Genomic DNA, 22,101 nt, shown 5'->3' with positions numbered 1-22,101 from the left:
TTTGAAGAGGAGGAATACGTCATGAGTGAAAAAGCCTTTGTGACGGTCACAGCCCTTACAAAATACATAAAAAGAAAATTTGATGTTGATCCGCATTTAGAAGATATTTGGATCAAAGGTGAGTTATCCAATGTGAAGATTCATTCAAGAGGTCATGTGTACTTCACCTTAAAAGACGAAAACGCACGCATGCAAGCTGTCATGTTCCAGCGTTCCGCAGCAAAGCTGCCTTTTTCACCAAAAAGCGGAATGAAAGTGTTTGTACGCGGCGGAATTCAAGTATACGAACCAAGCGGCAACTATCAATTATATGCAAAAGAAATGCAGCCTGATGGTGTTGGTGCTCTTCATCTCGCTTATGAAGAGCTGAAGAAAAAGCTGGCAAGTGAAGGCTTATTTGATGCGCGCTATAAAAAACCAATTCCTGAATATCCAGAAGTTGTTGGTGTCATTACATCCCCAACAGGAGCGGCTGTCAGGGATGTCATTACAACGATTAACCGGCGCTATCAGCAGGCGAAAATCATTGTGCTTCCGGCGCTTGTCCAAGGTGAAAATGCCACTCGTTCAATCGTAGAGAGGATCAAGGAAGCAAATGAAAAACAGCTCTGTGATGTCTTGATTGTCGGAAGAGGAGGCGGTTCGATCGAAGAACTTTGGGCCTTTAATGAAGAAGCTGTCGCAAGAGCAATCTTCGCATCAGACATTCCAATCATTTCTGCAGTAGGGCACGAAACCGATTTTACAATCAGTGATTTTACTGCAGACATGAGAGCACCCACACCAACAGGAGCAGCCGAGCTCGCTGTTCCAAGCACAGCCGACTTAATAGAACGAATCAAATCCATCGACATTCGGCTGACAAGGGCCGTGAAGAATCAAACATCACAAGCGAAAGACCGTCTTGTGGCGCTGCAATCCTCTTATGCTTTCCGTTTTCCAAAACGATTGCAGGAGCAAAAAGAGCAGCAATTCGATTTGGTATTTGACCGTTTTCAAAAACAGCTGACGAGACAAATTGAACAAAAACGCAGTCAACTAGACCGCCAGACATACAGGTTGAAGCCGCTTCATCCAAAAGAGCAGCTGCTTCAAGCGAAAAAACGCCATGCCAATGAAACAGAACAGCTCATCCGCAGTATGAATGTGCAAATGAAAACAATTCATTCGCAGTTCCAATCTGTTCTTGGTAAACTAAATGCATTAAATCCACTTCAAGTGATGGAAAGAGGCTACAGTTTAGCCTATAAAGACGATGAACTGATTAAAAGTGTGAACCAAGTCGATACGAAGGATCAGCTGGCTATCACCATGAAGGATGGACGTCTGATTTGTGAGGTTATTGAGAAGGAGGGGCAATCATCATGACAGAATCAAATAAACAAAAAGAAGAACAAATGACATTTGAAGAAGCGATGAAAGGTCTTGAGGAGATCGTTGGGAAGCTCGAAGAAGGGGATGTACCACTTGAGCAAGCCATTCATTATTTCCAAGAAGGCATGACACTTTCAAAGCTTTGTCATGAAAAATTACAGCACGTTGAAAAGCAGATGGATTTCATTTTAAAAGAGGACGGTGAGCTGGCTCCTTTCTCAGTGAAGGAGGCAGATGCTGGTGACAAGTAATTTGCAGGATTTTTTAACAACACGAAAACAGGCCATTGAAGATTATTTATTTACATATGTTCAGGAATTGAAGATTCCAGAAGACCTAAAATCTTCGATGCTTTACTCTCTTAAAGCTGGAGGGAAAAGACTTCGTCCTGTTCTCGTTCTTGCTTTATTACATGCCTACGGCAAAAAAGAAGAAGATGGCATACCGGTTGGCTGTGCTGTAGAGATGATTCATACGTATTCATTGATACACGACGACCTTCCTTGCATGGACGATGATGACCTTCGCAGAGGAAAGCCGACCAACCATAAAGTATACGGGGAAGCAACAGCGGTTCTCGCTGGCGATGCTCTTTTAACAGAAAGCTTCCGTCTGATTACATCTCAGCTATCTAGCAGTGTCTCTCCTGACCAAAAACTCAAAATCGTAGATGAACTTGTGAAGTCAGCAGGTGCGTTAGGAATGGTTGGCGGTCAATTTGATGACATGGAAGCAGAGCAAAAACAAGTCCCGCTTGCAGAACTAGAATCCATTCACGCCCGGAAAACAGGAAAGCTTCTCACATTCAGCGTCACAGCAGGTGCCATGCTGGCAGGTGCATCAGATGACGAAATCGAAAAACTAAGAGAATTCAGCTATCATATCGGTATTGCTTTTCAAATCCGTGATGACATTTTAGATCTCGAAGGAAGCGAAGAAAAAATAGGAAAACGGGTCGGCTCTGATACAGCGAATGAAAAGTCGACATATCCTTCTTTATTAACGCTTTCAGGAGCAAAAGAAAAACTGCACGAGCATATCACACGTGCAAAAGAAATTGTCTCAAATCTTGAATTAGAGCAGCAATTGCTGCATGAGTTATGTGATCTGATCGCCTCAAGAGATCATTAAAAACAGCCTAGATTTGAGGGTCTTCGAGCAATTGTGGTAAACTGTAAACAGTTTATCATGATGAGACAACTCTTATTCCCGCTTGGTTTTCATAGGAATAAGGCATTATATATGTAGATAGAAATTTTGTTGAAAGCGAGTTGATCCTGATTGGATCTTTTATCAATAAAAAATCCAACGTTTCTAAAAGGAATGTCAATAGCAGAATTAGAGGAGCTTAGTGCTGACATTCGCATGTTTTTAATTGAGTCCTTGGCTAACTCTGGCGGGCATATCGGTCCGAATCTGGGTGTCGTTGAACTTACGGTTGCCCTTCATAAAGTATTTGACAGCCCGAAAGACAAATTCCTTTGGGATGTTGGACATCAGTCTTATGTTCACAAGCTGTTAACTGGGAGAGGGGCGGAGTTTGATACACTTCGTCAATATAAAGGACTTTGCGGATTTCCTAAACGAAACGAAAGCGAGCATGATGTATGGGAAACAGGTCACAGCTCAACGTCATTATCTGGCGCGATGGGTATGGCGGCGGCGCGTGATATTAAAGGAACAGATGAATATATCCTGCCAATTATCGGAGATGGTGCATTAACCGGAGGTATGGCGCTGGAAGCTCTGAATCATATCGGTGATGAAAAGAAAGATATGATCGTCATCTTAAACGATAATGAAATGAGTATTGCACCAAACGTCGGTGCGATTCACACAATGCTTGGCAGACTGCGCACAGCAGGCAAATACCAATGGGTAAAGGACGAGCTCGAATATTTATTCAAGCGGATCCCAGCTGTAGGTGGAAAGGTTGCTGCCACAGCAGAGCGTATTAAAGACAGCCTCAAGTATTTACTTGTGTCTGGTATGTTCTTTGAGGAAATGGGATTCACTTACTTAGGTCCTGTCGATGGACATTCTTATGAAGATCTTTTTGAAAACCTTGAATATGCAAAGAAAACAAAAGGTCCTGTCCTGCTGCATGTCATCACGAAAAAAGGAAAAGGCTATCAGCCGGCAGAATCCGATAAAATTGGGACTTGGCATGGTACAGGTCCATACAAAATTGATACAGGTGACTTTGTAAAACCAGCAGCAGCTGCCCCGTCATGGAGTGGTCTTGTCAGTGAAACAGTCAGAAAGCTTGCGCGTAAAGATGAGCGAATTGTGGCCATCACACCTGCGATGCCTGTTGGCTCAAAACTTGAAGGCTTTGCAAAGGAATTTCCAGAGCGAATGTTTGATGTAGGAATTGCTGAGCAGCATGCAGCTACAATGGCAGCTGGGCTTGCGACGCAGGATATGAAGCCATTTTTAGCGATCTATTCAACGTTCCTGCAAAGAGCTTATGATCAAGTGCTGCATGATATTTGCCGACAGAACCTCAATGTATTTATCGGGATTGACCGTGCGGGTCTTGTCGGTGCAGATGGAGAAACGCATCAAGGTGTGTTTGATATTGCCTTCATGCGTCATATGCCGAATATGGTGCTCATGATGCCGAAGGATGAAAATGAAGGTCAGCACATGGTCAATACAGCCATTCAGTATGATGAAGGTCCTATTGCCATGCGTTTCCCGCGCGGAAATGGTCTTGGCGTGAAAATGGATGAACAGCTGAAAACCATTCCGATTGGGTCTTGGGAGGTTCTTCGTCCAGGGAAGGATGCCGTCATCTTAACATTCGGTACGACGATTAAAATGGCGTTGCAAGCAGCTGAGGAACTTCAAAAAGAAGGAAAATCAATTCGTGTTGTCAACGCCCGGTTTATAAAGCCGCTTGATGAAGCGATGCTAAATGACATTCTTTCTGAAGGGATTCCGATTTTAACGATTGAAGAAGCTGTGCTCCAAGGCGGATTTGGAAGCAGTGTATTAGAATATGTACACGACAAGAAAGCATCACATATCAAAGTAGAACGGATGGGTATCCCAGATCAATTTATTGAGCATGGAAGTGTTGATGCCCTGCTTGAAGAAATTGGTCTGACGAAAGCACAGGTTGCTGAGACTTTACGTAGCCTGCTTCCCGCAGCACCAAGAAAAGGAATTGGATCATGACATCAAAGAAAGAACGACTTGACGTTTTATTAGTCGAACAAGGACTAATGGAAACAAGAGAGAAAGCAAAGCGTGCCATCATGGCAGGAATCGTTTACTCAAATGAAAACCGTTTGGATAAACCAGGAGAGAAAATTGCTCGTGATACTCCGCTCACAGTGAAGGGGAATCCTCTCAAATACGTAAGCCGAGGCGGGTTAAAGCTCGAAAAAGCGCTCAAAGAATTTGACCTGACAGTTGAAGGGAAATTGTTGATTGATATTGGCTCATCTACAGGCGGATTTACGGATTGTGCTCTTCAAAATGGAGCGGTCAAATCATATGCTGTAGACGTTGGCTACAATCAGCTCGCGTGGAAATTAAGGCAGGATGACAGGGTGATCGTCATGGAGCGCACCAATTTCCGCCATTCCGTCCCAGCTGATTTTACTGAAGGATTGCCAGAAGTGGCTTCAATTGATGTATCTTTTATTTCACTTAAACTCATTCTGCCAGCTTTAAAGCATATTCTTGTTCCGGGTGGTGACTGTATTGCACTCGTCAAGCCTCAATTTGAAGCGGGCAGAGAGCTTGTTGGGAAAAAAGGCATCGTGCGCGAGCCGTCTGTCCACCTCGGTGTACTAGAAGAAATGAATCAATTTGCTGCTAAAGAAGGCTATGATGTAAAGGATGTTTCATTTTCGCCTATCACTGGTGGAGACGGAAATATTGAATTTCTGCTTCATTTAGTGCTTCATCCTGATCAAGAAGAAAATGCGGCACTTCCTGCTTCAGAACTTGAGAAGGTCGTGAACGAAGCCCATTCTGTATTGAAAGAAAAGAAAAACAGCCCTGAGCCGGCTGACACATGAGATGATTGATACAAAAGGAATAATAGCTCGCTATTATTCCTTTTTACATGGTCAAAAGAAGAAATCGGCTGGATCTCACGTAATGCTTGTTTTTTGAAGTGAGCATCATATAACATAGAACATAAAGACAAACTGAGAATAAAACGCCTAGGGGGGTCAAATATGAATAAAGGTCAAAGGCATATTAAAATTAGAGAAATCATTGCAAGCCAAGAGATCGAAACACAAGATGAATTGGTCGATATTTTGAAAGCCGATGGATATAACATCACACAAGCGACCGTTTCTAGAGATATTAAAGAATTACATTTAGTGAAAGTTCCGACGAACAATGGAACATATAAATACAGTCTTCCTGCGGATCAGCGGTTTAACCCGCTGTCAAAGCTGAAGCGATCCCTAATGGATGCATTTATCAAAATGGATGCTGCCAGTCATTTAATTGTTCTGAAAACAATGCCGGGTAATGCTCAGGCGATTGGTGCTTTAATGGATAATTTAGATTGGGAAGAAATTATGGGAACGATTTGCGGAGATGATACCATTTTAATCATTTGCCGCACCCCAGATGATACAGAGACAGTTTCGAGCAAAATTTTAGAGCTTCTATAAAGAATCAGGTTTACTAAAAGAGGTGTCAAATGAGTGTTAGCAGAACTAACCATTAAAAACTTTGCAATCATTGAAGAGTTAACGGTTTCATTTGAAAAAGGACTCACGGTCCTAACGGGGGAAACAGGTGCCGGAAAATCCATCATGATTGATGCTGTCTCACTTCTCGTGGGAGGAAGAGGGTCCTCTGAATTTGTCCGCTACGGTGAAAAAAAAGCAGAGCTGGAAGGGCTTTTTCTTGTACCAGCCGATCATCCTGTATTTGCTCTATGCGAAGAGCAGGGAATTGACGCATCAGATGAAATGATGATCCTCCGCCGTGATATTAACAACAGCGGGAAAAGCATTTGCCGGATTAATGGAAAGCTTGTCACCATCTCACTTTTACGTGAAGTAGGACGGCTTTTGCTTGATATACATGGTCAGCACGATAACCAGCTGCTTATGGAAGATGAAAATCATCTGCATTTGCTCGATCAATTTGGAGCAGAAGAAATTGCACCAGCTCTCTTGCAGTATCAAGAAGCATATGATCAATATATGAAGACGGCTCAAAAGCTCAGACAGCTGTCCGAGAATGAGCAGGAAATGGTGCACCGTTTAGATTTACTGCAATTTCAGCTAGAGGAGATTGAGGCAGCGCAGTTAGAGCCGGGAGAAGATGAGCGGCTTCAGGAAGAGCGTCATCAAATCAGCAACTACGAGAAAATCTATTCCTCACTCCAAAACGCGTATAACGCTTTGCGTAATGAGCAAGGAGGACTAGATTGGGTTGGCATGTCCTCAAGCGAGCTTGAGCAAGTGTCTGAGATCAATGATGATTTGAAAAAGCTATCTGAACAAGTATCGAATTCCTACTACTTATTAGAGGATTCAACTTTCCAAATGCGAAGCATGCTGGATCAATTAGAATTTGATCCGGCTCGTCTTGATTTTATTGAATCCAGGCTGAATGAAATGAAGCAGTTAAAACGAAAATACGGCTCAACCGTTGAGGAAATTTTGGAGTATGCGGCGAAGATTGAAGAAGAAATAGATCAAATTCAAAATCGAGACAGCCATCTGCAGACGCTCAAGAATAAACTGGATGCGATGAGCCGTGATGCCCTGCTGGAAGCACTTAACGTTTCGGAGCTGCGTAAAAAATGGGCCAAAAAGCTAGCGAAGCAAATCCAAACGGAGCTCAAGGATTTGTATATGGAGAAGTCTTCATTTGACACAGCTTTTTCTATTCGATATGCGCCTTTTGGAAGCACCGATTGTCCGCTATTAGACGGAAAACCTGTCCAGCTCGGGAAAAATGGAATCGATCAAGCACAATTTGTCATTTCTACAAATACAGGCGAACCGATGAAATCTTTATCGAAAGTAGCCTCAGGTGGAGAAATTTCACGTGTCATGCTCGCTGTGAAGAGTATTTTCTCAGCCAAACAAGACGTCACATCCATTATCTTCGATGAAGTTGATACAGGCGTCAGCGGCAGAGTCGCACAAGCCATTGCTGAAAAAATTTACAAAGTAGCATCTGGATCACAAGTGCTCTGCATTACACATCTGCCTCAAGTAGCCGCAATGGCTGACACACATCTCTTCATTTCGAAACGCTCAAAAGCGGGCAGAACACTGACGAGTGTCAAACCATTAAGTCATGAAGAAAAAGTGAGTGAAATTGGCCGGATGATTGCCGGTGTGGAAGTCACAGAGCTGACAAAACAGCACGCAAAAGAACTATTGCACCAAGCAAATGATGTCAAAACAACAGGGTAGCTGAATCATCAGCTGCCTTTTTTTATGTTGTGTAAAAGACGGCGTATATACCCATAAAATCGTCTTTTTCTTTTATCAATTTATCCAATCATTTTCTAAAGCTGCCGGTTATAAATCCTCTCGAAGAAGGCAAAAGTAAAGATGTAGCCAAAACATGAGTGTTCTGGTGTGGGTAAGGAGCGAGGAGAGTGAAAAATGAATGCCCGAAAATATGAGAAAAGCCATTGGTGTGATTCTCCTTGTTTCTTTAATAAGTACAGGGTTTATGAGCATAGTGAAGGAATACATCAGCATTCCAACAAATGTTGCTGTATTTGAAAAACAGAAGCACTCAATTGACACATCGATTGAAGCGTCAGCCAATGCTTCTTCGCCAGCCTTTAGCCTTTCAGAGAAAGAGAATCAGCTGGATATTACAGGACAAAAGGCGGGAAAAGCCGAAATTGTTTATGATTTTAAAGGATTTCCTATTAAGAAAACAAAAGTTGATGTTCTCCCTGAATTAAAAGTCGTTCCTGGAGGACAATCCATTGGCGTCAAGCTCCACTCTGTAGGAGTTCTCGTTGTAGGTTTTCATCAAATCACAACAGCAGACGGCAAAAAATCACCAGGTGAAGCCGCAGGCATTCAATCAGGGGATATGATCATTGAAATCAATGGTCAAAAAATGGAGAAAATGAATGACCTCACCCCATTTATTCAGAAAGCAGGGAAAACGGGTGAAACCCTTCGTTTGCTCATAAAGAGAGATCATAAAACCTTTCAAACAACATTAACACCCGCAAAAGATGCAAGTGAAGGCATCTATCGAATTGGTCTTTACATTCGTGATTCTGCAGCAGGAATCGGCACGATGACCTTTTTTGAACCTTCATCTAAAAAATATGGTGCCCTTGGGCATGTGATTTCTGACATGGATACAAAAAAACCAATTGTTGTCGATAATGGCGAAATTGTCAGATCAACCGTGACATCGATTGAAAAAGGTACAGGAGGCAATCCTGGAGAAAAATTGGCGAGATTTTCTTCCGAAAGAAAAACAATAGGAGATATCTCCCGCAACAGCCCTTTTGGTATCTTTGGTACGTTAACCGAAAAGCTTGAAAATCATGTAGCAGATAAACCACTTCCAGTCGCTTTATCAAATGAAGTAAAAGAAGGCCCAGCAGAAATTTTAACCGTTGTGGATCATGATAAAGTGGAGAAGTTTGATATTAAAATCGTCAGCACAACACCGCAGAAATTCCCAGCAACTAAAGGAATGGTGTTGAAGGTAACAGATGAGCGGCTCTTAAGCAAAACGGGCGGAATCGTCCAAGGAATGAGCGGAAGCCCCATCATTCAAAATGGCAAAGTCATTGGAGCTGTCACACACGTATTCGTCAATGATCCGACTAGCGGGTACGGCGTACACATTGAATGGATGCTGTCCGAAGCAGGAATCGACCTTTATCAAAAAAACAAAAAAGCAAGCTGATCATTTAACTGCCGCGAATCTTCCGGCAGTTTTTTTCTACCCTTTCTTTCTCTTCCATCATGTTATAAAATAAGGAAAAAGAGATTTTTCGACAAAATGGAAAAAAGCATGTTGTCAAATTGCAATAATCGTCGATTCTTTAAGAAAAACATAGAAAAAGCTAGATAATGCTCTATTATTCGGAAAATTAAAGTTTTTTAAAGGGGATAGCATGGTTTTGTCGAATTGAACACTCAGAAGAGAAATGCAAAAGACTAAAGGAATCGACATTGGGGAGGAAAGAACGTGGAGAAAATTAAAGTGTGTGTAGCTGATGACAATCGAGAGCTTGTTGGCCTTTTGACAGAGTACATTGAGGGACAGGAAGATATGGAAGTACTTGGCGTGGCGTATAATGGTCAGGAATGCCTGACATTATTTAAAGATAAAGAGCCCGACGTTCTCCTCTTAGATATTATTATGCCTCATTTAGACGGTCTTGCTGTACTAGAACGCCTCCGTGAAAACAATGAAATGACAAAACAGCCAAGTGTGATTATGCTAACGGCCTTTGGACAAGAAGATGTCACGAAAAAAGCAGTTGATTTGGGCGCATCTTATTTCATTTTAAAGCCATTTGATATGGAAAACCTAGTAGGTCATATTCGTCAAGTCAGTGGAAACGGCACACAAGTTACCCATCGCTCTTCATCAATCCAAAACAGTGTTCTTCGCAACAAACCTGAACCGAAACGTAAAAACTTAGATGCGAGCATTACGACCATTATTCATGAGATTGGCGTGCCCGCTCATATTAAAGGGTATTTATACTTAAGAGAAGCGATTTCTATGGTGTACAATGACATTGAGCTTCTCGGAAGCATTACTAAAGTGTTGTACCCAGACATTGCAAAGAAATTTAACACGACCGCCAGCAGGGTGGAACGGGCGATTCGTCATGCCATTGAAGTCGCTTGGAGCAGAGGGAACATTGATTCCATTTCCTCACTCTTTGGTTATACTGTCAGCATGTCAAAAGCGAAACCAACCAATTCAGAATTTATTGCCATGGTAGCTGATCGTTTGAGATTAGAGCATAGAGCTAGCTAGTTTATTTTTCATGAAAAAACGTTTCTTCATTGAGACGTTTTTTTATTTTGAAACATGTTGTCAAAAATTGGTTAGGTTGATAAAATCATCTTAATGTTTAAATTGGACAAACGGGCTGCTTTATTTTCAGAATAAAATGAAAAATAAAGCATGAAAAAAATAAAAAAGACATAAAATAATGGTAATCAGCTGCGCCAATCGATCATGAAGTCTTCAAAATAGAAGAAGAAAACGCTCATTCGTAAGAAAAAGGATGAGAGGAAAAGGTCTTATGGAAATGGTAATTAAAGCAAACGAGATCGAAAGTTCTATTTCTATTGACCTGATTGATTGGCGTTTTAAAGTCACTGGCTTCTTAGAGATTGTGCCATTTGAACTGAATATTCCCATTGTCGAATTTAATAATTTTCACATTCTTTTACTATGCTATAATAATGAAAAGAAGAGGGTGAGGTTATGGGAAAGCTGAAAATCCACTCTGCTGAGGTAGCGAACGAAATTAGCAAGTGGACGAGGGTCATTTCTCAGAATGACTTAGAAAAATCTGCTGTCTATAAAGAGAAAATTCAGAATTTGCTAAAAAATACAGATGAAGACCGTGAAGTTCTCCTTTATTATCAGCTTGTTGACGGCAGACATGAAATGTTACTTGGAAATATTGAAAAAGCCAATCAAATTATGAAAAGTGTCGGAACGCTTGATGAGAAGGCAGATGACATTATTAATTTTTATTTTTACTTTTACAAAGGCCAATATGCTGCATATGTGAAAAAGTATGATGAAGCCATTAGTTTTTACAAAATTGCAGAACAGCGGCTAAAACGTGTGAATGAAGACCTTGAAGTAGGAACTTTTCACCATAAGGTTGCTTCAATTTATTACGAACTGAAACAAAACTTCATATCCATTAATCATATTAAAAAAGCCATCGATACATTTAAAGCGCATGAAGAGTATACAGCGCAGGCAATTGACAGCTTGATTTTACATGCAAGTAATTGTATTGATTTGTTCCAATTCGATGAAGCAGAGGAGAAGTATCAAGAAGCACTTGAGAAAAGTAAGCGCATTAACAATGAAGTGCTGATTGGGAAATGCTATCACAATTTAGCTGTTCTTTATTATGCAAAGCATGATTATGAAAAAAGCGCACATTATGCAAAAAAAGGAATGGGCATTCAAATTCACCGTGACAATAGTCATTATTACATCCAATCTTTATATGTTCTGGCAAACGCCTTAGTGCATCTAGGAGATCAAGAGGCGAGGGAATATATTAAAGAGGGTATTCTGTATAGCTGTGATATCCAAAATAATGAATATATAGTAAAATTTGAAATTTTGGATTTGATGTGCGAGAATAGTGGGGCAGCAGACGTATTCTCTGAAAAATTAGACTACATAGAAAAAAATAGATTATATGTGGAGCTTGAGGATTTGTCTGAACAAATATCGAAATACTTCAAGGAACGAAATGATTATCAAAATGCCATTCGTTTTCTTGAAAAGAAATTCGATGCACAAATACTTCAAAAGAAAGTGGAGGTTATCTTATGAAAAAGTTGTTGTTAGGTGTAACCGTTGTTACAGCAGTCGCAGTTGTTTCTTCCCTTTTTGCTCTTGACGCAGAGACGACAGAGCAAGCCATCAGAGCGATTACGTGATCGAATTTATCTGTCAACCTCTTCATGCGAATCAGAAGAGGTTTTTTTATGTGCTCAAAACTGGAAAAACGAAAAAAGACACGTCATAATGAAAGGAAGCATCATATTTAGAGGTGACCTATGACGAAAATTTTTGCACACAGAGGCTTTAAAGGCATTTATCCTGAAAACACCATGATAGCCTTCGAGCATGCACTCCATTCGGGAGCTGACGGAATTGAGCTGGATGTTCAGCTGACGAAAGACGGCAGACTTGCTGTCATTCACGATGAGAAACTGAACAGGACAACGAATATGAAAGGTTTAGTGAAAGACCATACATATGAAGAATTAAAAGCGGGAGATGCGAGTCATTCTTTTTATGAACAAACCGGTGCTGTATCCATTCCTCTTTTAGAGGAAGTATTAGAGCTAGTGACGCAGCAATCATCATTGATCATTAATATTGAACTGAAAAACTCCATTTATCGATATCCAGGTATCGAGGAGAAAGTAAAAAAGCAAATCGAGCATTTTCAAATAGAAGACCGTGTACTTGTTTCATCGTTTCATCACGGCAGTTTAGCTCTTTTTCACAAACTGATGCCGCATGTTGAACTTGCTGTACTCACAATGGATGTGATTCATCAGCCGGAGATGTATATAAAAACAGTACCAGCAAGAGGCTATCATCCAAATATTAAGGGTGCAGGCGTGACCAAAGAGGTTGTGTCAGCTCTCCATGCATCTCAGCAAGTAATCAGGCCGTTTACAGTAAACAGTGAAAAGCAAATGAAAAACATGTTTTCCCTAGGTGTCGATGGCATTTTCACTGATTTTCCTGACCGGGCCGTGAAAATAAGAGAAGAAATGAAATAAAGACCTGCTATCATCAGCGGGTCTTTTTTCACGTTTTATCTCTGCTTAAAGCGAGCAGTCACTTTATTTCGTTTACGGTCTCTATATAAAATAAAGCCAGCCACTACATAAAGCCCTCCCCCTAAAAATAACAACCCTGCAATTCCTTGCAGCCATAAAAATGGAAATGGTGCAATGATGATGCCGAAAACAGTGTCACGCAGCAGCTTAATCCCAAGTGCAGCAAGCGCGCCAGGTATTAAAATAATCACTAGTGCAAGTATTCTCCCCATCAAATGTCCCCTTAAACGTCATTTACTTCCATTGTCTAATTCAAAAAATATTTTGTCAAGAAAGGAAAACGTGGTAATATAAGAGTTGTGCAATTTTTTGCAACGGAAAAATATGGTGTGCAAATTTTTTCATATAAAGGGGTAACGGGATGCAGAGAGTCTTGATTGTCGGTGCGGGACAGGGTGGATCAGCATTGCTAGAAACATTGCTGAAAACAAATATGATTCAAATCATTGCGATCGCCGACCTTGATCTTGAGGCACCGGGGATGGCAGAAGCGAAAAAGAATGGAATTGATACGACAACGGATTGGAAAGAATACATAAAAGATGACATTGATATCATCATTGAAACAACGGGCAGTTCAGCAGTGCTGAAAGAGCTGATGGAAGAAAAGCCGGAGCATGCTGTCATTGTTCCAAGTTCAATGGCTTACGTCATATCAGAATTAATGTCAGAAAAACAACAGCTAATTCAAATATTAAAGGAACAAACCTATAAGCATGACCGCATTTTTAATGCAACGAACGATGGGATGATTTTTATAAACATGGACGAAGAAGTCGTCCTGTTTAATCGATCAGCGGCCAAAATGGTTGGATGTTCGCAAAAAGATGCGATTGGCCGCGACATACGAGAAGTGATCCCAAACACAAAACTTCCCGACATTTTAAGATCGAGAGAGCCAGAATTTAATCAAAAACAATTTCTGAACCAACAAATACAAATTGTCACAACGCGTTTGCCAATTATTGATGACGCGGGGAGAATGCTAGGTGCTTTATCCATCTTTAAAGATATTACAGATGCCGTTGAGCTTGCGGAGGAAGTAACGAACCTTAAAGAAGTGCGAACCATGCTGGAGGCGATCATTCAATCGTCAGATGAAGCCATTTCGGTTGTTGATGAGCAGGGAAAAGGGATTTTGATCAACCGAGCTTATACGAAAATGACTGGATTAACAGATAAAGAAGTTGTGGGGAAACCTGCAGGTGCAGATATTTCTGAAGGAGAAAGCATGCATTTGAAGGTACTTGAAACAAGAAGACCGGTTCGAGGCGTCAGAATGAAAGTCGGGCCGAATAAAAAAGATGTGATCGTCAACGTAGCGCCGGTTATCGTTGATGGCATCTTAAAAGGCAGTGTCGGCGTCATTCATGACGTATCAGAAATACAATCACTTACGAATGAACTAAATAAAGCAAGGCAGCTTATCCGGACACTTGAAGCAAAGTACACATTTGAAGACATCATTGGAGAAAGTGAGCAAATGCTTGTGGCACTTGAGCAGGCAAAGCTGGGCGCAAAAACGCCAGCCACTATTTTACTCCGGGGAGAATCAGGTACTGGAAAAGAGCTGTTTGCGCACGCCATTCACAATGAAAGTGACCGGAAATATAATCGCTTTGTACGGGTCAACTGTGCAGCCTTATCTGAGACCCTTTTAGAGTCAGAGCTTTTTGGCTATGAAGAAGGAGCGTTTTCTGGTGCAAGGCGCGGCGGGAAAAAAGGACTGTTTGAAGAGGCGAATCAAGGCAGCATTTTCTTAGATGAAATTGGTGAGATGACGCCAAGTACACAGGCGAAGCTACTGCGCGTCATGCAGGAGAAAGAAATTGTAAGAGTAGGCGGAACAAAGGCCATACCAGTCGATGTTCGTGTGATCACGGCGACAAATGTCAATATTGAAAAAGCGATGGCGGAAGGAAAGTTCAGAGAGGACTTATATTATCGCATGAACAGATACCCGATCTCTATCCCGCCGCTAAGGCAGCGCCTTGAGGATATTGATTCGTTAAGCAAACGTCTCATCCAAAAGATCAATTTAGACTATGGACGGAACGTGCGCGGGTTAACAGAACAGGCGCTTCATAGACTGCGATCATATAAGTGGCCTGGAAACGTAAGAGAGCTTGAAAATGTACTTGGACGAGCCATGATCTTTTTAAACCCGCAAGAAGAATGGATTGATGAGGGGCATATTTCTTTCATGGAGTCTGAAGATCAGGAAGAAAAAGAGCAGCAGGAACTGGCTGTCAGTCAATTTGAGGGAGAGACGCTTTCGGATGCTGTTGAGGCATTTGAAGCGCAGCTAATTAAACAAACCCTTGAAAAGCATCAATTCAATCGCACGAAAACAGCGAAAACGTTAGGGATCAGCATACGGAACCTTTACTATAAAATGGATAAATATCAACTTGCAAAAGATAGCATGCAATAAAATGCATGTAAACTGCAAAAGATTGCACGAATGTCATGCGAACTGCCTCATTTTACTGCATTTCAAACTGGCACGGAACTTGCATATAAAACATGAACCGAGCACAAGGAAAGGTGGGCATATATGAAGCTTGACGATCTGATTATGAAAGCCGCCCAGCTGCAGAATAAAACGGCGGCTGTGGCTCATGCAGAAGACGAAGAAGTGCTTCATGCCATCAAGATGGCAATTAAGCGAAAGGTCGCTCGCTTTCTCCTGGTTGGGAACAAACGCAACCTGAAGGAGCTAGTGAAACAGCATGAAATCGATGAGGACTGGATAGATATTATTCATTCAGATTCTCCCGAAGAATCTGCCAAAATAGCCGTGCAGGCAGTGAGCGAGAAGCATGCAGATATTTTGATGAAGGGGCATGTCCCGACAGCCGTTCTTTTAAAAGCGGTACTGAATAAAGAATATGGGCTCAGGACAGCAAGTGTCTTATCACATGTCGCAGCATTCGAAGTACCGGGCTTTGACCGCTTTATTTATGTCACAGATTCTGCGATGAACATCGCGCCCGATTTAAATATGCTGAAAGAGATTACGATCAATTCTGTTCAAGTAGCACAAGCTGTCGGAAACGACATGCCAAAGGTTGCAGTGCTTTCTGCGGTCGAGGTCGTGAATCCGGCAATGGATTCAACTTTAACTGCGGCAAGTCTTGCGCAAATGAATCGGCGGGGGCAAATTTCTGGATGCCTGATTGATGGGCCTCTTGCTTTAGATAATGCCATCTCTCAAACGGCAGCTTCTCATAAAAATATTACGAGTGATGTAGCCGGCCATGCAGATATTTTGCTTGTGCCAACAATTGAGGCAGGAAACATTCTTTATAAATCTCTCATCTACTTTGCACATGCGAAGGTGGGAGCTGTGGTGGCAGGAGCCAAGGCGCCGATTGCTTTAACAAGCCGGTCTGATTCAGCTGAAAGTAAGCTTTATTCAATTGCGCTTGCCATCTGTACATCAAATTAAGCGGAAGTAATAGGAGGAATAACACAATGGAACTTTTTAAATATATGGAACGATACGATTATGAGCAGCTTGTATTTTGTCAGGATGAGCAGTCTGGCTTAAAAGCGATTATTGCGATTCATGATACAACACTTGGACCTGCACTAGGCGGAACGAGAATGTGGACGTATGAAAACGAAGAAGCAGCTATTGAGGATGCACTGCGTCTAGCAAGAGGAATGACTTATAAAAACGCGGCAGCAGGACTTAATCTTGGCGGCGGAAAAACAGTGATCATCGGTGACCCGAGAAAAGACAAAAACGAAGAAATGTTCCGTGCCTTTGGACGTTACATTCAAGGGCTGAATGGCCGCTATATTACAGCGGAAGATGTCGGTACAACGGTAGAAGACATGGACCTCATTCATGAAGAAACCGATTTTGTCACAGGGATCTCTCCTGCATTTGGTTCATCCGGAAATCCGTCTCCAGTCACTGCTTACGGTGTATATAAAGGGATGAAAGCCGCTGCCAAAGCTGCTTTCGGTACAGATTCATTAGAAGGAAAAACAATTGCTGTCCAAGGTGTTGGAAATGTGGCCTACAATCTGTGTAAACATCTGCACGAAGAAGGCGCACAGCTTATTGTCACAGATATCAACAAAGACTCTGTCAAGCGAGCTGTTGAAGACTTCGGCGCAAAAGCAGTCGATCCTGACGATATTTATGATCAAGCATGTGATATTTATGCACCGTGCGCACTTGGTGCAACCATTAACGATGTAACCATTCCTAAGTTAAAAGCAAAAGTGATTGCAGGTGCTGCAAATAACCAGCTAAGAGAAACGCATCACGGAGACCTTATCCATGAAATGGGGATTGTATATGCTCCTGACTATGTGATTAATGCAGGCGGTGTGATTAACGTGGCTGATGAGCTTTATGGCTATAATGCAGATCGTGCGATGAAAAAAGTCGAAGGCATTTATCAAAATATTGAACGTGTGATTGAAATTTCAAACCGTGATGCCATTCCAACTTATAAAGCGGCAGACCGATTGGCTGAAGAGCGAATTGAAAGAATGCGCAAATCAAGAAGTCAATTCTTGCAAAATGGTCAACATATTTTAAGTCGTCGCTAATTGGAAGAATGAGTTGAAACGGAGGTTTTGTTTTTGCTGACAAAAGAATGGCGTATTCTCACGATTAATCCTGGCTCTACTTCAACAAAAATTGGTGTGTTTCATAATGAACGTTCTATTTTTGAAACGACACTTAGACATACAGATGAGGAATTAAAGTCGTTTCCTCATATCATTGATCAATTTTCTTTCCGCAAAGAAACCATTTTGAAAACACTGCATGAACAGGGGATGAATATCTCAAAGTTTGATGCAGTGTGCGCGCGTGGCGGTCTCCTTCGTCCGATTGAAGGAGGCACATATGAAGTCAATGAGCAAATGGTGAAAGATCTAAAAGAAGGATATGCGGGCCAGCATGCATCTAATCTCGGCGGAATCATCGCGAGAGAAATCGCACTTGGCCTGAATATCCCAGCTTTTATTGTCGATCCAGTTGTGGTGGATGAACTAAAGCCAATTGCTCGTATTTCAGGGCTGCCAACGATCGAAAGAAAAAGCATCTTTCATGCATTAAATCAAAAAGCGGTCGCAAGAAAAACAGCGGCTTCTTTTGGAAAAAGTTACGAAGATTTAAACATGATTATTACTCATATGGGCGGCGGCATCACCATTGGTGTTCATGAAAAAGGGAAAGTCATCGATGTGAATAACGGTCTGCATGGCGAAGGTCCTTTCAGTCCTGAGCGTGCAGGAACCTTGCCGACAGGTGATCTTGTAAATCTTTGTTTTTCGGGTGAGTATACCCAAGAGGAAATGCTCAAACGCATTATTGGTGAAGGCGGGCTAGCGGGCTATCTTGGCACGACAGACGCTGTAAAAGTGGAACGCATGATTGAAGCAGGTGATGAGCGTGCGGCGCTCATTTATGAAGCAATGTGCTATCAGATTGCCAAGGAAATTGGTGCGGCTAGCGCTGTTTTAAAAGGAGCAGTTGACGTCATTGTATTAACAGGCGGACTTGCGTACAGCAAACAAATTACATCAAGTATTCGCGGCTATATTGACTGGATTTCAGATGTTGTCGTGTATCCAGGTGAAAATGAGCTGCAATCGTTAGCGGAAGGTGCGCTTCGTATTTTAAAAGAAGAAGAATCACCGAAAGAATACCCAAATGATCAACAGGAAAAGAAAGGAGTGACAAGTCATGGCAACTGAATATGACCTCGTCATTCTTGGTGGAGGCACAGGCGGCTATGTAGCAGCCATCCGTGCCTCACAGCTTGGATTGAAAACAGCAGTTGTAGAAAAAGAAAAGCTCGGCGGAACATGTCTTCATAAAGGCTGCATTCCGTCTAAAGCGCTGCTCAGAAGTGCAGAAGTATATCAAACCGTCAAACGCGCAGCTGATTTTGGTGTTGAGGCAGGCGGCATTGCCTTGCAATTTGCGAGTGTGCAAAAAAGAAAAACTGAGATTGTCGAAAAGCTAGCAGGCGGCGTGAAACACTTAATGAAACAAGGGAAAATTGATGTATATGAAGGGATCGGCCGTATTCTTGGCCCATCTATCTTTTCGCCAATGCCAGGAACGATCTCCGTAGAAATGGCAAATGGAGAGGAAAATGAAATGCTTATTCCAAAGCAGGTCATCATCGCAACAGGCTCAAGACCGCGGGTGCTGCCAGGGCTTGAAGCAGATGGAACACACATCCTCACATCAGATGATGCACTTGAACTGCCAGAGCTTCCGCAGTCGATGCTAATTGTCGGAGGCGGAGTGATCGGAATCGAGTGGGCGTCTATGCTCAATGATTTTGGTGTGAACGTCACTGTGATTGAGTTTGCAGACCGTATTTTACCAACAGAAGATCATGACATTTCTAAAGAAATGGAAAAACTATTATCTAAAAAAGGCATCACCTTTGTGACAAATGCGAAGGTACTGCCAGATAGCGTAGAAAAGCAGGGAAATCTCGTGACAATTCAAGCGGAAAAGGATGGAGACATTCAGACGTTCGAAGCGGAAAAACTCCTTCTTTCAGTCGGCAGAGTACCTAATATCGAAGGCATAGGTCTTGAAAACACGGACATCCAAACCGAAAAACAAGGCATTGTCGTGAATGAACATTATCAAACGAAAGAATCGCATATTTACGCAATAGGAGATGTCATTGGCGGGCTTCAGCTGGCACATGTCGCTTCCCACGAAGGTATGATTGCTGTTGAACATATGGCTGGGAAAGATCCAAAGCCGCTCGATGAAACGCTCGTATCTAAATGTGTTTACTCTCACCCAGAAACCGCTAGTGTTGGACTCACTGAACAGGCGGCAAAAGAGCAGGGCTTTGAAGTCAAAATAGGGAAATTCCCATTTATGGCGATTGGAAAAGCGCTTGTGTACGGGGAGTCTGATGGATTCGTCAAAATCATTGCCGATCAAAAGACAGATGATATTTTAGGAATTCATATGATTGGTCCTCATGTAACAGATATGATATCTGAAGCTGGATTAGCCAAAGTACTTGATGCAACCCCGTGGGAAGTGGGGCAGACGATACACCCGCATCCGACCTTATCAGAGGCGATTGGCGAGGCAGCCCTAGCTGTTGACGGGAAGGCGATCCATTTTTAATCAAGGAGGGAAACATGATGAGTAACATGCGTCATCAGGAATTAGGATTATCAGATGAACAAGCAATTGATATATATAGAACAATGCTTCTAGCAAGAAAAATCGATGAACGGATGTGGCTATTAAACCGTTCAGGTAAAATTCCATTCGTCATTTCTTGTCAAGGGCAGGAAGCGCAGCAAGTCGGTGCTGCATTTGCCCTTAATAGAGAAGAAGATTACGTCTTACCTTACTATCGTGATATGGGGGTTGTCCTTGCTTTTGGGATGACAGCAAAAGATTTAATGATGTCTGGTTTCGCAAAACAAGACGATCCAAACTCAGGCGGAAGACAAATGCCGGGGCATTTTGGACAAAAAGCAAATCGAATTGTGACCGGATCTTCACCTGTAACAACGCAGGTTCCTCACGCGGTGGGAATTGCCCTTGCTGGACGATTAGAGCAGAAAAACTTTGTCAGCTTTGTCACGTTCGGTGAAGGCTCATCAAACCAAGGAGATTTTCACGAAGGCGCTAACTTCGCTGCTGTGCATAAACTGCCTGTTATTTTCATGTGTGAAAACAATAAGTACGCGATTTCCGTGCCATATGACAAACAAGTGGCCTGTGAACGCATTTCAGATCGTGCGATTGGATATGGGATGCCTGGCGTAACTGTAGATGGAAATGATCCGCTTGAAGTATATGCCGCTGTCAAAGAAGCGAGAGACCGTGCGGCTAGAGGCGAAGGCCCGACATTGATTGAAACAATCTCTTACCGTTTAACTGCGCATTCAAGTGATGACGATGACTCAAGCTATCGAGAAAAAGAAGAAGTGCTCGAAGCAAGAAAGAAAGATCCGCTCATCCAATATGAAACGTATTTAATCGAAGGAAACGTCATGACTTCTGAAATGAAAGAAGAGATGACAAAAGAAATCATGCAAATCGTAAACGAAGCCACTGATGAAGCGGAAAACGCAGCTTATGCTGAGGCAGAAAGCGCACTTCGTTACGTGTATGCGGAGTAAGGGGGAAGAAAAATGCCTGTTATGTCATATATAGACGCCATTACACTGGCGATGAAAGAAGAAATGGAACGAGATCCGAAAGTGTTTGTGCTCGGAGAGGATGTCGGGAAAAAAGGCGGCGTATTTAAAGCGACAGCGGGTCTTTACGAGCAATTTGGAGAAGCGCGCGTCATGGATACACCTCTTGCAGAATCAGCCATTGCTGGTGTAGGTATTGGGGCAGCGATGTATGGAATGCGCCCAATAGCAGAAATGCAATTTGCGGATTTCATTATGCCTGCAATCAACCAAATCATTTCAGAGGCTGCAAAAATTAGATACCGATCAAATAATGATTGGAGCTGTCCAATGGTCATCCGCGCACCATACGGAGGCGGAGTGCACGGGGCACTTTATCATTCACAATCGGTCGAAGCGATTTTTGCTAACCAGCCTGGTTTGAAGATTGTGATGCCTTCTACACCTTATGATGTCAAAGGTCTTTTAAAGGCTGCAGTGCGTGATCCAGATCCTGTATTGTTCTTTGAACATAAACGTGCATACCGCCTTATTAAGGGAGAAGTGCCTGAAGAGGATTACACTCTTCCGATTGGAAAAGCAGATGTGAAACGTGAAGGCGATGATATCACGGTCATTACATATGGCCTTTGTGTGCATTTTGCGCTGCAAGCAGCAGACCGCCTTGCAAAAGACGGTATTTCCGCTCATATTCTCGATTTGAGAACAGTGTACCCGCTTGATCAGGAAGCGATTATAGAAGCGGCTTCTAAAACAGGTAAAGTGCTCCTGTTAACGGAAGATACAAAAGAAGGCAGCATCATGAGTGAGGTTGCGGCAATCATTTCGGAGCATTGCTTATTTGATTTAGACGCACCAATCAAACGCCTGGCAGGACCAGATATTCCGGCAATGCCTTATGCGCCGACAATGGAGAAATTCTTCATGGTCAACCCGGATAAGGTAGAAGCTGAAATGAGAGAGCTAGCGGCGTTTTAAGAAAGAGGAGGGTTTCAAA

Annotated in this window: 19 protein-coding genes; 18 read left to right on the top strand and 1 reads right to left on the bottom strand. The window is 42.3% G+C overall.

Annotation, left to right across the window (positions count from 1 at the left end; translation table 11 throughout):
* The first annotated feature begins 21 nt into the window (after positions 1-21).
* The 11 genes from xseA to NSQ72_RS10860 all read left to right on the top strand — a co-directional run bounded on the left by xseA (position 22) and on the right by NSQ72_RS10860 (position 12,875).
* Positions 22-1,368 (top strand): exodeoxyribonuclease VII large subunit, encoded by a 1,347-nt coding sequence (xseA, locus tag NSQ72_RS10910; RefSeq protein ID WP_126681606.1) that lies wholly within the window; start codon positions 22-24, stop codon positions 1,366-1,368.
* Positions 1,365-1,625, top strand: coding sequence for an exodeoxyribonuclease VII small subunit (locus NSQ72_RS10905; protein ID WP_003215880.1), 261 nt, complete (start codon positions 1,365-1,367; stop codon positions 1,623-1,625). The genes xseA and NSQ72_RS10905 overlap by 4 nt, the downstream gene beginning before the upstream one ends.
* Positions 1,609-2,505, top strand: a complete 897-nt coding sequence (locus NSQ72_RS10900) for a polyprenyl synthetase family protein (protein WP_249116555.1) — start codon at positions 1,609-1,611, stop codon at positions 2,503-2,505. Before NSQ72_RS10905 ends, NSQ72_RS10900 begins: the two co-directional genes overlap by 17 nt.
* 150 nt (positions 2,506-2,655) lie before the next feature.
* Positions 2,656-4,557 carry a 1-deoxy-D-xylulose-5-phosphate synthase gene (gene dxs, locus NSQ72_RS10895; RefSeq protein WP_144491421.1) on the top strand — a complete coding sequence of 634 codons (1,902 nt, stop codon included), beginning with the start codon at positions 2,656-2,658 and terminating at the stop codon, positions 4,555-4,557.
* Positions 4,554-5,408: a TlyA family RNA methyltransferase gene (locus NSQ72_RS10890; protein WP_341040596.1), complete on the top strand. Its 855-nt coding sequence runs from the start codon at positions 4,554-4,556 to the stop codon at positions 5,406-5,408. Before dxs ends, NSQ72_RS10890 begins: the two co-directional genes overlap by 4 nt.
* Positions 5,409-5,570: 162 nt before the next feature.
* The gene (ahrC, locus tag NSQ72_RS10885) at positions 5,571-6,020 is read left to right on the top strand and encodes a transcriptional regulator AhrC/ArgR (protein ID WP_024422938.1); all 450 of its coding nucleotides are present in this window, start codon (positions 5,571-5,573) and stop codon (positions 6,018-6,020) included.
* 33 nt (positions 6,021-6,053) lie between these two features.
* Positions 6,054-7,787, top strand: a complete 1,734-nt coding sequence (gene recN, locus NSQ72_RS10880; RefSeq protein ID WP_058838022.1) for a DNA repair protein RecN — start codon at positions 6,054-6,056, stop codon at positions 7,785-7,787.
* A 199-nt stretch (positions 7,788-7,986) separates the two neighbouring features.
* Entirely contained in the window at positions 7,987-9,264 is a 1,278-nt protein-coding gene (spoIVB, locus tag NSQ72_RS10875) for a SpoIVB peptidase (RefSeq protein WP_144491422.1), read from the top strand.
* Between the two features lie 285 nt (positions 9,265-9,549).
* The gene (spo0A, locus tag NSQ72_RS10870; protein ID WP_024422935.1) at positions 9,550-10,353 is read left to right on the top strand and encodes a sporulation transcription factor Spo0A; all 804 of its coding nucleotides are present in this window, start codon (positions 9,550-9,552) and stop codon (positions 10,351-10,353) included.
* A 456-nt stretch (positions 10,354-10,809) separates the two neighbouring features.
* Positions 10,810-11,910, top strand: a complete 1,101-nt coding sequence (locus NSQ72_RS10865) for a Rap family tetratricopeptide repeat protein (RefSeq protein ID WP_048239244.1) — start codon at positions 10,810-10,812, stop codon at positions 11,908-11,910.
* A gap of 227 nt (positions 11,911-12,137) precedes the next feature.
* Positions 12,138-12,875 carry a glycerophosphodiester phosphodiesterase gene (locus NSQ72_RS10860; RefSeq protein ID WP_064497583.1) on the top strand — a complete coding sequence of 246 codons (738 nt, stop codon included), beginning with the start codon at positions 12,138-12,140 and terminating at the stop codon, positions 12,873-12,875.
* A 35-nt stretch (positions 12,876-12,910) separates the two neighbouring features.
* On the opposite strand, the gene NSQ72_RS10855 is transcribed toward NSQ72_RS10860, so the two are convergent.
* The gene (locus NSQ72_RS10855) at positions 12,911-13,147 is read right to left on the bottom strand and encodes a DUF2627 domain-containing protein (RefSeq protein WP_039179838.1); all 237 of its coding nucleotides are present in this window, start codon (positions 13,145-13,147) and stop codon (positions 12,911-12,913) included.
* Between the two features lie 149 nt (positions 13,148-13,296).
* Between NSQ72_RS10855 and NSQ72_RS10850 the strand changes: the two genes are divergently transcribed.
* The 7 genes from NSQ72_RS10850 (at position 13,297) to NSQ72_RS10820 (ending at position 22,082) form a co-directional block, all read left to right on the top strand.
* Positions 13,297-15,369 (top strand): sigma-54 interaction domain-containing protein, encoded by a 2,073-nt coding sequence (locus tag NSQ72_RS10850; protein WP_047202268.1) that lies wholly within the window; start codon positions 13,297-13,299, stop codon positions 15,367-15,369.
* A gap of 123 nt (positions 15,370-15,492) precedes the next feature.
* A complete protein-coding gene (gene yqiS, locus NSQ72_RS10845) occupies positions 15,493-16,386 on the top strand; it encodes a phosphate butyryltransferase (RefSeq protein WP_047202267.1) in 894 nt (297 codons plus the stop codon).
* Between the two features lie 26 nt (positions 16,387-16,412).
* Entirely contained in the window at positions 16,413-17,507 is a 1,095-nt protein-coding gene (gene bcd / locus NSQ72_RS10840) for a branched-chain amino acid dehydrogenase (RefSeq protein WP_003215658.1), read from the top strand.
* A gap of 33 nt (positions 17,508-17,540) precedes the next feature.
* Positions 17,541-18,662 carry a butyrate kinase gene (gene buk, locus NSQ72_RS10835; protein ID WP_039179830.1) on the top strand — a complete coding sequence of 374 codons (1,122 nt, stop codon included), beginning with the start codon at positions 17,541-17,543 and terminating at the stop codon, positions 18,660-18,662.
* A complete protein-coding gene (gene lpdA / locus NSQ72_RS10830) occupies positions 18,652-20,076 on the top strand; it encodes a dihydrolipoyl dehydrogenase (RefSeq protein WP_064497582.1) in 1,425 nt (474 codons plus the stop codon). Before buk ends, lpdA begins: the two co-directional genes overlap by 11 nt.
* 17 nt (positions 20,077-20,093) lie before the next feature.
* Positions 20,094-21,086, top strand: a complete 993-nt coding sequence (locus NSQ72_RS10825) for a thiamine pyrophosphate-dependent dehydrogenase E1 component subunit alpha (RefSeq protein WP_039179824.1) — start codon at positions 20,094-20,096, stop codon at positions 21,084-21,086.
* A gap of 12 nt (positions 21,087-21,098) precedes the next feature.
* Complete coding sequence (locus tag NSQ72_RS10820; RefSeq protein ID WP_024422925.1) at positions 21,099-22,082, top strand: alpha-ketoacid dehydrogenase subunit beta; 984 nt, start codon at positions 21,099-21,101, stop codon at positions 22,080-22,082.
* The last annotated feature ends 19 nt before the right edge of the window (positions 22,083-22,101 follow it).

The organism is Bacillus sp. FSL R5-0659, from assembly GCF_038008785.1.
Lineage (GTDB): Bacteria > Bacillota > Bacilli > Bacillales > Bacillaceae > Bacillus > Bacillus safensis.
Note: the sequence above shows the minus strand (reverse complement) of the source record. Positions and strands in the feature narration are given on the sequence as shown.

Excerpts from the sequence above, each read along its gene's own strand:
- xseA (WP_126681606.1), top strand. The coding sequence starts at position 22 with ATGAGTGAAAAAGCCTTTGTGACGGTCACAGCCCTTACAAAATACATA.
- NSQ72_RS10905 (WP_003215880.1), top strand. The coding sequence starts at position 1,365 with ATGACAGAATCAAATAAACAAAAAGAAGAACAAATGACATTTGAAGAA.
- NSQ72_RS10900 (WP_249116555.1), top strand. The coding sequence starts at position 1,609 with ATGCTGGTGACAAGTAATTTGCAGGATTTTTTAACAACACGAAAACAG.
- NSQ72_RS10890 (WP_341040596.1), top strand. The coding sequence starts at position 4,554 with ATGACATCAAAGAAAGAACGACTTGACGTTTTATTAGTCGAACAAGGA.
- ahrC (WP_024422938.1), top strand. The coding sequence starts at position 5,571 with ATGAATAAAGGTCAAAGGCATATTAAAATTAGAGAAATCATTGCAAGC.
- spoIVB (WP_144491422.1), top strand. The coding sequence starts at position 7,987 with ATGCCCGAAAATATGAGAAAAGCCATTGGTGTGATTCTCCTTGTTTCT.
- NSQ72_RS10865 (WP_048239244.1), top strand. The coding sequence starts at position 10,810 with ATGGGAAAGCTGAAAATCCACTCTGCTGAGGTAGCGAACGAAATTAGC.
- NSQ72_RS10860 (WP_064497583.1), top strand. The coding sequence starts at position 12,138 with ATGACGAAAATTTTTGCACACAGAGGCTTTAAAGGCATTTATCCTGAA.
- NSQ72_RS10855 (WP_039179838.1), bottom strand. The coding sequence starts at position 13,147 with ATGGGGAGAATACTTGCACTAGTGATTATTTTAATACCTGGCGCGCTT.
- NSQ72_RS10850 (WP_047202268.1), top strand. The coding sequence starts at position 13,297 with ATGCAGAGAGTCTTGATTGTCGGTGCGGGACAGGGTGGATCAGCATTG.
- yqiS (WP_047202267.1), top strand. The coding sequence starts at position 15,493 with ATGAAGCTTGACGATCTGATTATGAAAGCCGCCCAGCTGCAGAATAAA.
- bcd (WP_003215658.1), top strand. The coding sequence starts at position 16,413 with ATGGAACTTTTTAAATATATGGAACGATACGATTATGAGCAGCTTGTA.
- lpdA (WP_064497582.1), top strand. The coding sequence starts at position 18,652 with ATGGCAACTGAATATGACCTCGTCATTCTTGGTGGAGGCACAGGCGGC.
- NSQ72_RS10825 (WP_039179824.1), top strand. The coding sequence starts at position 20,094 with ATGAGTAACATGCGTCATCAGGAATTAGGATTATCAGATGAACAAGCA.
- NSQ72_RS10820 (WP_024422925.1), top strand. The coding sequence starts at position 21,099 with ATGCCTGTTATGTCATATATAGACGCCATTACACTGGCGATGAAAGAA.